This window comes from Streptomyces tricolor (assembly GCF_002155905.1).
Classification (GTDB): Bacteria; Actinomycetota; Actinomycetes; order Streptomycetales; family Streptomycetaceae; genus Streptomyces; species Streptomyces tricolor.
Genome location: NZ_MUMF01000247.1, coordinates 22,229 through 32,243 on the forward strand (window position 1 = coordinate 22,229; position 10,015 = coordinate 32,243).

The following is a 10,015-nucleotide window of genomic DNA, read 5'->3' on the forward strand; positions in this document are numbered from 1 at the left end:
CGCTCGCGGCGGCGCTGTCACAGGGCTCCCTTGCGGGTGAGGTGGTTGAAGGCCAGCCAGCCCGGCAGGACCGGCAGCCACAGGGTCAGCAGCCGGAACAGCAGGACGGCCGGGGCGGCGACCTCCTTGGGCAGGCCCACGGCGATCAGACCGACGGTGAGGGTCGCCTCGACCGCGCCCACGCCACCGGGGGTGGGCGCCGCGGAGCCGAGCGCGTTGCCGGCGAGGAAGACGACGGCGACGCTGGCGATGCTCAGCGACACCGTTCCGTCACCGAAGGCCCGGATGGAGGCGTCCAGGCACATCACGAAGCAGGCGGTCAGCAGCAGCATGCCGCCGATGCCGGTGATGAGTTTCTGGGGCCGCTGCAGCACGTCGAGCATGCGCGGTACGACACCCGCGAACAGCGACCTCACGCGCGTGACGACGAATTTCCGCAGGAACGGCACGGAGGTGACCACGAGGACCAGCACCGCCACGGTCAGCAGGCCCGCGATGACCGTCCGGGACGGCGACAGCGACGGCGTCTTCTCGGTGCCGGTCAGATAGCCGAAGGACAGCAGCATCAGGATGTGGCAGCCGAGCCCGAACAGCTGGGAGGCGCCGACACTCGCCACCGCGAGCCCGGGGCGTACGCCGGCGCGTTGCAGGAAGCGGGTGTTGAGGGCCACACCGCCGACCGCGGCCGGTGCCACGATCTTCACGAACGACCCGGCGACCTGCGCCGCCACGGTCCGCGGGAACGGCACCCGTTCCGGCACGAACCCCAGCAGGGCCATCGCCGCGGCGACGTAGCTGAGCGCGGAGAACAGCACCGCGGCGATCACCCAGCCCCACTGGGCCTGCGCGAACAGCGTGCCGAACTCGATGTGGGTGAGCTGCGTCAGCAGGTAGTACGCGCCGATCGCACCGGCGATGAAGCTGATCAGCGTGCGCGGGCGGACCCGCTCCAGCCGGGCCGGCTCCACGGGCGCCTGGGGCCTGATCCGCAGCACCTCGTGCCGGATCTGGGTGAGCAGATCCTCCTCGCGGGCCTCTTCGAGGGCTTCGTCTATGGCCCGCTTCTCCGCGCGCTGCTCGGCGCGGACCGTCTTCTTGTCGGGCTTCTCCAGGGCGGGCGCGGCCGTCTCGGACGCCTCCTCCAGGCGGGCCAGCTTGGCCTGCCGGGAGGCTTCCAGCACCGCCTCGCGTTCGCGCTGGGCCCGCTCCCGGGCCAGCCGGCGCAGCGTCGCGCGCGTGGAGCGCGTCAGCGCGATCGGCTGGAGCATCGGCAGACAGTCGGCGACCGCGTCGGGGCCGAGCACCGCGACGGCCGAGGCCACCGCCCGCTCGGCGCCCACCCGCAGACCCAGCGTGGTGACCAGCTGGGCGACGTCCATGCGCAGCAGCAGCTCGCCGGCCGCGATCTCGCCGCCGCGCAGCTCGGTGAGGATCACCCTGCCGGAACGATCCACCAGAATCGCGTCCCCGGCCAGCCTGCGGTGCGCGATGCGCCGCGACTGCAGCGCCCGCACCTGGTGCCAGGTGTTGTGCAGCAGCTCGTCGGTGATCTCCTCGTCGGCCAGCGAGTCCAGCGTGCGCCCGCCGGTGTGCTCGTAGACGAGCATGACCGCGTCCGGGCCCAGCTCGGAGGTGGCGATCAGCTTGGGCGCGTTGGCGCCCGCCGCGATCGCCGCGTACGCCAGCAGCGCCTCCTGCTCCAGGGCCTGGCGCAGCGACTGGAGGCTGGAGCGGGTGGCGAAGCCGCGCAGCGTCAGATTGCGCCACGCGCGGTAGAAGAAGCCCTGCGCCTGCTGCTCCCGGTCCACGACCGTGACGTCCAGCGGCGGGCCGTCCTCCAGGGTGACGAAGTAGCGCCGGCCCCGGTCGCCGTTCTCCGTCTCCACGGCCTCCTCACGGGCCGTGGAGACCGGGTGGAAGCCGACGTGCCTGAGGCCCGCCATCAGGGTCTGGCCGGTCGGGCGGACGTTGGGCGAGCCGACCGCGTACAGGGTGCCGTAGGCGACGCTCCAGCCGATCAGGACCGTCAGGATGATCGAGAAGGGGGTCGTGTAGCCGGTGACCAGCATCGAGAACGCGTCGAGCAGCAGCACGATCCACAGCACCGCGCGCCATCGGGGCCTGCGCGACATGCCGACGGCCGTCATATAGGCGATGACGGGCGCCAGATAGCCATGCACCGGGTCGGTCAGGGCGTGGATGTCGCCCGGCGAGGGCTGGGTGAGCGCCTCCTGGATCGAGTCCGGGGCGGCCCGGGCGACCCACAGGTCGGTGGCGAGCGTCACGCCGTGGGCCAGGACGGCCGCGAGGACGCCGTCGGCGATGCGCAGCCCGTCCCGTTTGATCAGCCGTTCGATCGCGAAGGCGACCGGCACCAGCAGGATCGCGATGCTGGACGCCAGCCCTGCGATCTTGATCAGCAGGTCCGGGGCCTGCCCGGTGCCCTTGTTGATGTCCTGTTCGAGGCCCGAGGTGGTGCCGTGCGCGAACGCGGCGACCGCGAGCAGCACCACGATGGCGAGCACGCCCACCAGAAGCCGCATGAGGTCGGACGGACGGTGCACGCGCGCGGGGAGGAGCGGTTCGTCGCCCTCCACCTGCTCGGCGTGCGGGTCGTCGTCTGCGCACGGCGGGTGGTCCGGGGGCCGGTGCCCGGGGCCGAAGGCCCCTTCGCCCGCCTCGCCGCCACGCGCGCGCGTGGCGGCGTTCTCGTGAGCCTCGGTGTCGTGCGGCTCGGTGCCGTGCGCCTCGGGGTCGCCTCCTCCCGGACGCGTGCCGTCGTCCGTGCGCGGACCGGTGTCTTCCTGATGCGCGCCGGTGCCGCTCTCGCCCGCGCGGGCGGTACCGGGGCGCGCGGAGGCGTCAGGGGTGCCCGCCGCTCCTTCGGGGTGCACACCCTGCTCCTTCATGGTCTCTTCTTGGTCTCGTATCACCAGTCACCGCCCGCACGATGGTGGCATGCCCCGCCGGTGCGCGCGGGCATCAGGGTGCGGATGCGCGGGCGCACAGTCTGCCCGAAGGACCGTCCGGGGGCGAGAGGACCGCTCCCCGCGCACCCGGCCGGAACCCCGGCGGGGTGCGGCAGGATGGGGGGAATGAGCGAGCAGAGCCCTCCCGAAGACGCCCGCGCGGGGTACGCGGACGCGTTGCCGGAGTACGCCGAGCGGGTCCTGGACGTCGCCGAGCGGATTCCACCGGGCCGGGTCATGACGTACGGCGATGTCGCCGAGTGGCTGGAGGAGGGAGGACCGCGCCAGGTGGGCCGGGTGATGGCCCTCTACGGCGGTGCGGTCCCGTGGTGGCGCGTCGTCCGCGCCGACGGTGTGCTGCTGCCCGGACACGAACTGCGCGCGCTCGCCCACTACCGCGCGGAGGGCACCCCGCTGAAGCAGGCGGGCAGGATCACCGAGGGCCATCTGCCGCGGCTCGACATGCGACGGGCCCGGTGGGACGGTGGCGCGGACGCGGAGGGTCACACCTGACAGCTTCCGCCATCGGATGCCGCCACGGCAGACCTGTGGCCCTTTCGGGCGACACGGGGGACGTCCGCGGCATGCCGTACGTTCGTGAGGTGTGGGACGCGCGTGGCGCGAGCGCCGCGAGGGAAGACCCGGAAGCTCTGCTTCCGTCCGGAGCGGCGGCGTAGCGTCGGCAACACGTGTCCCCCTCACCCCGCGGCCACCGCCTCGCGCGCGTGACCGCCTGCCCGCCAGCACAACCACCAGGACCGGCCGATCACGTGAGCCCCTCTTCCTCCACCAGGCGCCTGCCGCACCCTCCGGTGCGGCAGGGGAGCCGTGGCGCTTACCGACTGGTCCGTACCCCGCCGGCCGTCGTGGACCCCCCTCGTCTGGACGCGGCGCAGCGCGCCGTGGTTGACCACCGCGGCGGACCCCTGCTCGTCCTGGCCGGCCCGGGCACCGGCAAGACCACCACCCTGGTCGAGTCCGTCGCCGCGCGGATCGCCCGCGGCGGCGACCCCGAGCGGATCCTCGTGCTCACGTTCAGCCGGAAGGCCGCCGTCGACCTGCGCGACCGCATGGCCCTGCGCATGGGCGCCGCCCGCGCGCCCAGGGCGACCACCTTCCACTCGTACTGCTACGCGCTGGTCCGCGCCCACCAGGACAGCGGCCGGTTCACCGAACCGCTGCGCCTGCTCTCCGGCCCCGAGCAGGACGTCACCGTCCGCGAGCTGCTCGCCGGCCAGCCGGAGCTGGAGCGGCTCGGCCTGACCCATGTGCGCTGGCCGGACGAACTGCGCGCCTGCCTGACCACGCGCGGCTTCGCCGACGAGGTCCGCGCCGTCCTCGCCCGCAGCCGCGAGCTGGGCCTCGGCCCGGACGCCCTGGACGCCTTCGCGCGCCGCATCGGCCGCCCCGACTGGCGGGCGGCGGCCGCGTTCCTCGCCGAGTACCTCGACACCCTCGACCTCCAGGGCGTGCTCGACTACGCCGAACTGGTCCACCGCGCGGTCCTGCTCGCCCGCCGCCCGGAGACCGCGGCCCGGCTCGCGGCCCGGTACGACGCCGTGTACGTCGACGAGTACCAGGACACCGACCCCGCCCAGGTCCGGCTCCTGCGCGCGCTGGCCGGCGACGGGCGCACCCTGGTCGCCTTCGGCGACCCCGACCAGTCGATCTACGCCTTCCGGGGCGCCGACGTGAACGGCATCCTCGACTTCCCGGCCGCCTTCCCGCGCGCGGACGGCCGCCCCGCCCCCGTCGAGGTGCTGCGCACCTCCCGCCGCTCCGGCGCCGCCCTGCTCGCCGCGACCCGCATGATCACCCGGCGGATGCCGGTGCCCCGGCTGCCCGCCGACAAGGTCCGCGCCCACCGCGAGCCGGCCGCCGTACGCGACGGCGGCCGGGTCGAGGTCCACACCTACCCCACGCCCGGCGCCGAACTGGACAACATCGCGGACCTGCTGCGCCGCGCGCACCTGGAGGACGGCATCCCCTGGAGCGACATGGCCGTCCTGGTGCGCGCCGGCTCCCGCCTCCCGACCCTGCGCCGGGCCCTCACCGCGGCCGGCGTCCCCCTGGACATCGACGGCGACGACCTGCCCCTGCGGCACGAGCCCGCGGTGGCGCCCCTGCTCACGGCCCTCCGCGCGGTCGCCACGGCGGAGACACGGAACCGCGAGGAGCCGCCGGCAGCGCCGGCCGTGGAGGGCGACGCCGCACCGCAGGAACCGGCCGCATCGCCGGCCGCAGAAGGCGACGCGGCACCGGGAGAGCCGTCGGCCGTCGAGGGTGACGCGGCACCGGAGAAGCCGCCGGCGGTGTCGGCCGCGGAAAGCGACGCGTCCCCGCAGGCAGCAGCCGCCGGCGACGCCGGACCCCGAATCCCGGACGCCTCCGCCTGCTGGCTCGACACCGAGACCGCCCTCACCCTGCTCACCTCCCCGCTCGCCGGCATGGACGCCGCCGACCTGCGCCGCCTCGGGCGCGCCCTGCGCGAGGAGGAGCGGGCCGCCGGGAACCCGCTGCCGCCCCCGTCCGACGAACTGCTCGCGCGGGCGCTCGCCGAGCCCGAGCGCCTGACCGTGCACGACCCGGCGTACGCGCGCGGGGCACAGCGCCTCGGCGCGCTGCTGCGCAAGGCCCGCGAGCGCCTCGCGGGCGGCGGCACGGCCGAGGAGGCGCTGTGGGACCTGTGGGAGGGCACGCCCTGGCCCGCACGCCTGGAGCGGGCCGCCCGACGCGGCGGCGCGGCCGGCCGCAACGCCGACCGGGACCTGGACGCCGTCTGCGCCCTGTTCGCCACCGCCGCGCGCGCGGAGGAGCGCACCGGAGGCCGTGGCGCCCTGAACTTCCTGGAGGAGATCGAGGCCGAGGACATAGCCGCCGACACGCTCGCCCGCCGCGCGGTACGGCCCGACGCCGTCCGCGTGATGACCGCGCACCGCGCCAAGGGCCTGGAGTGGCGGCTCGTCGTCGTCGCCGGAGTCCAGGAGGGCCTGTGGCCCGACCTGCGGCGCCGCGGCTCGCTGCTGGAGGCCGACCGCATCGGCCGCGACGGACTCGCCGAGCCGCTCACCCCCGCCGCGCTGCTCGCCGAGGAGCGCCGCCTGTTCTACGTCGCCGCCACACGCGCGCGTGACCGGCTCGTCGTCACCGCCGTGAAGGCACCGGCCGACGACGGCGACCAGCCGTCCCGGTTCCTGACCGAGCTGGGCGTCGAGCCCCGGGACGTCACCGGGCGCCCCCGCCGCCCGCTGTCCGTCGCCGCGCTCGTCGCCGAGCTGCGCGCCACCACCGTCGACCCGCGCGCGTCGGCCGCGCTGCGGGAGGCCGCCGCCCGCCGGCTCGCCCGGCTCGCCGCACTCGCCGACGAGGACGGCCGCCCGCTGGTGCCCTCCGCGCACCCCTACCGCTGGTGGGGCATGTTCGACCCGACCGAGAGCAAGGTGCCGCTGCGCCACCGCGACCAGCCCGTGGTGCTCTCCGGCAGCGCCCTCGACCAGCTCGCGAACACCTGCGCGCTGCAATGGTTCCTGGGCCGCGAGGTGAAGGCCGACGCCCCCGCCACCACCGCACAGGGCTTCGGCAACGTCGTCCACGTCCTCGCCGACGAGGTCGCCTCCGGCCGCACCCCCGCCGACCTCGACGTCCTCATGGAGCGCCTCGATTCCGTGTGGAACGCGCTCGCCTTCGACGCGCCCTGGAAGTCGCGGCAGGAGAAGGACAACGCGCGCGTGGCGCTCGAACGCTTCCTGAACTGGCACGTCCTGGACCGGGCCGGCCGCACCCCGGTGGCCAGCGAGCAGGACTTCGACGTCACCCTCGAAGCGGGCGACTACCAGGTCCGCATCCGGGGCCAGATCGACCGCGTGGAGACGGACGCCGAGGGCCGGGCCTACGTCGTCGACTTCAAGACCGGCAAGCAGGCGCCCACCGCGCGCGAGGTGGAGCGGCACCCGCAGCTCGCCGTCTACCAGCTCGCCGTCCGCGAAGGCGCCGTCGACACGGCCTTCGACGGCGTACGCCCCGAACCGGGCGGCGCCGAACTGGTCCACCTCCGGCAGGGCGCCGCCAAGCGCGACGGGGGCGAGGCCCTGCCCAAGGTGCAGACCCAGGAGCCGCCGGCGGGGGAGTGGGTCGGCGAGCTGCTGGCCACCGCCGCCGGAAAGGTCCTCGACGAGCGGTTCACACCGAGCACCGGCCAGCACTGCACCCACTGCGCGTTCCGCGCCTCCTGCAGCGCCCGTCCGGAGGGCCGGCACGTGGTCGAGTGAGGCGCCCGCGCCGCGCGTGACGTACCGCACCCCACGCGCTGACCTGCACTTCTTCCGCCCCGGGCGACCGATTCGTCCTCGACTGTCAGTGCCCGCCGCTAGCCTCTTTCGACATGTCCGCCCGTATCACCGACCCCGAGCAGCTCAAAGAGCTCCTCGGCATCCCGTTCACCCCGGAGCAGACGGCCTGCATCACCGCGCCGCCCGCCCCGCAGGTGATCGTGGCCGGCGCCGGGTCGGGCAAGACCACCGTGATGGCGGCCCGCGTGGTCTGGCTCGTCGGCACCGGACAGGTCGCCCCGGACCAGGTCCTCGGCCTGACCTTCACCAACAAGGCCGCCGGCGAGCTGGCCGAACGCGTCCGCAAGGCACTGATCAAGGCCGGCGTCACCGATCCCGACGCCCTCCCGGCACCCGGCCACCACCCCGCGACGACGGCGCTTCGCGCCGACACCGCCTGGCCGGACCCCGACAACCCGCCGGGCGAGCCCGTCATCTCGACGTACCACGCCTTCGCCGGCCGGCTGCTCACCGACCACGGCCTGCGCATCGGCCTGGAACCCACCTCGCGGCTGCTGGCCGACGCCACCCGCTACCAGCTCGCCGCGCGCGTGCTGCGCGAGGCCCCCGGCCCCTACCCGGCACTGACCCGCTCCTTCGCCGACCTGGTCAGCGACCTGCTCGCCCTCGACTCCGAACTCGCCGAACACCTCGTCGACCCGGAGGAACTGCGCGCCTGGGACGCCGGCCTGCTGCGCACCCTCGAAGGCGCCAAGCTCACCAACGCCGACCTGCGCAAGGTCCCGGAGACCGCCGCGGCCCGCCGGGAGCTGGCCGACCTCGTCCAGCGCTACCGGGCCGCCAAGCGCCAGCGGGACCTGCTCGACTTCGGCGACCAGATCGCCCTGTCGGCCCGCCTCGCCCGCATCCCCGAGGTGGGCCGCCTGCTGCGCGAGGAGTTCCGCGTCGTGCTCCTGGACGAGTACCAGGACACCTCCGTGGCCCAGCGCGTCCTCCTCGCGGGCCTGTTCGGCGGCGGCACCGGCCACCCGGTGACCGCCGTCGGCGACCCCTGCCAGGCCATCTACGGCTGGCGCGGCGCCTCCGTCGCCAACCTGGACGACTTCCCCGACCACTTCCCCCACGCCGACGGCCGGCCCGCCACCCGGCAGGCGCTCAGCGAGAACCGCCGCAGCGGCGGGCGCCTGCTCGACCTCGCCAACGGCCTCGCCGCGCCCCTGCGCGCCATGCACGCGGGCGTGGAGGCCCTCCGCCCGGCCCCCGGCGCCGAGTACGACGGCACGGTCCGCTGCGCCCTGCTGCCCACCCACGCCGAGGAGATCGACTGGATCGCCGACTCCCTCGCCCACCTCGTGCGCACCGGCACCCCGCCCGGTGAGATCGCCGTCCTGTGCCGGACCGCGACCGACTTCGCCGAGATCCAGGGCGCCCTCGTCGCCCGCGACGTCCCCGTCGAGGTGGTCGGCCTCTCCGGGCTGCTGCACCTGCCCGAGATCGCCGACCTCGTCGCCGTCTGCGAGGTCCTGCAGGACCCCGGAGCCAACGCCGCCCTGGTCCGCCTGCTCACCGGACCGCGCTGGCGCATCGGCCCCCGCGACCTCGCCCTCCTCGGCCGCCGGGCCCGCCTGCTGGTCGCCCACGCGCGCGCGGACGCCGCCGACGACCCGGACCGCCGGCTCGCCGCCGCGGTCGAGGGGGTCGACCCGGCCGAGGTGATATCGCTCGCGGACGCCCTGGACACCTTCCTGGAAGCGTCCACGGACGAAAGTGACGACGGGCTGCCGTTCTCGCCGGACGCGCGCGTGCGCTTCGCCCGGCTCGCCGCCGAGCTGCGCGACCTGCGCCGCTCGCTGTCCGACCCGCTGATGGACGTCCTGCACCGCGTCCTCGCCGTCACCGGCCTGGAAGTGGAGCTGTCGGCGTCCCCGCACGCGCTCGCCGCCCGCCGCCGCGAGACCCTGTCGAACTTCCTGGACGTCGCCGCCTCCTTCGCCGCGAGCGACGCCGAGGCCACCCTGCTCGCCTTCCTCGGCTTCCTGCGCACCGCCGCCCAGTACGAGAAGGGCCTCGACAACGCCCTGCCCGGCGGCGAGAACACCGTCAAGGTGCTCACCGCGCACAAGTCCAAGGGCCTGGAGTGGGACGTCGTCGCCGTCCCCGGACTGGTGACCGGCACCTTCCCCAGCGCCCAGGGCCGCGAGAAGTGGACCGCCCAGGCCAAGGTGCTGCCGCACGCCCTGCGCGGCGACACCGACACCCTGCCCGACGTCGACAGCTGGGACTCGCGCGGCATGAAGGCCTTCCACGAGGCCATGAAGGACCACCAGCACACCGAGGAGCTGCGCCTCGGCTACGTCACCTTCACCCGCCCCCGCTCCCTGCTGCTCGGCTCCGGCCACTGGTGGGGGCCCAGCCAGAAGAAGCCGCGCGGCCCCTCCGACTTCCTCCGCGCCCTGTACGACCACTGTGCGGCCGGGTACGGCGAGATCGAGGCATGGGCGGACGAGCCCGCCGAGGACGAGGAGAACCCGGCCCTGCACACGGCCACCGCCGACCAGGTGTGGCCGCTCCCGCTGGACGCCGCCGCCCTGGCCCGCCGCCGCGCCGCCGCCGACACCGTCCTCGCCCACCTGGACGCCCTCGCCGCCCGGCCAGCCTCCCGCCGCCCGGCCCTGCACGACCCCGCCGGCGACGAACACCCGGACTGGCCCGCGCCACCGGACGACGACCCGTACGGCGACGACCCGTACGGCGACG

General features: G+C 75.0%; 4 protein-coding genes. 3 read left to right on the forward strand and 1 reads right to left on the reverse strand.

Going from position 1 to position 10,015, the window contains the following annotated elements:
• Positions 1-17: 17 nt before the first annotated feature.
• Positions 18-2,909, reverse strand: a complete 2,892-nt coding sequence (locus tag CCN44_RS18660; protein WP_059252488.1) for a lysylphosphatidylglycerol synthase domain-containing protein — start codon at positions 2,907-2,909, stop codon at positions 18-20.
• Positions 2,910-3,095: 186 nt separating this feature from the next.
• On the opposite strand from CCN44_RS18660, the gene CCN44_RS18665 reads away from it, so the two are divergent.
• The 3 genes from CCN44_RS18665 to CCN44_RS18675 all read left to right on the forward strand — a co-directional run.
• Positions 3,096-3,482 (forward strand): MGMT family protein, encoded by a 387-nt coding sequence (locus CCN44_RS18665; RefSeq protein ID WP_059252489.1) that lies wholly within the window; start codon positions 3,096-3,098, stop codon positions 3,480-3,482.
• A 257-nt stretch (positions 3,483-3,739) separates the two neighbouring features.
• The gene (locus CCN44_RS18670) at positions 3,740-7,237 is read left to right on the forward strand and encodes an ATP-dependent helicase (RefSeq protein WP_086698322.1); all 3,498 of its coding nucleotides are present in this window, start codon (positions 3,740-3,742) and stop codon (positions 7,235-7,237) included.
• 113 nt (positions 7,238-7,350) lie between these two features.
• Positions 7,351-10,015 (forward strand): ATP-dependent helicase (locus CCN44_RS18675; RefSeq protein WP_086698323.1); only part of this gene is annotated, 2,665 nt, incomplete at its 3' end.

Bases quoted from the DNA above. Each gene is read 5' to 3' on its own strand.
- CCN44_RS18660 (WP_059252488.1), bottom strand. From the start codon at position 2,909: ATGAAGGAGCAGGGTGTGCACCCCGAAGGAGCGGCGGGCACCCCTGAC.
- CCN44_RS18665 (WP_059252489.1), top strand. From the start codon at position 3,096: ATGAGCGAGCAGAGCCCTCCCGAAGACGCCCGCGCGGGGTACGCGGAC.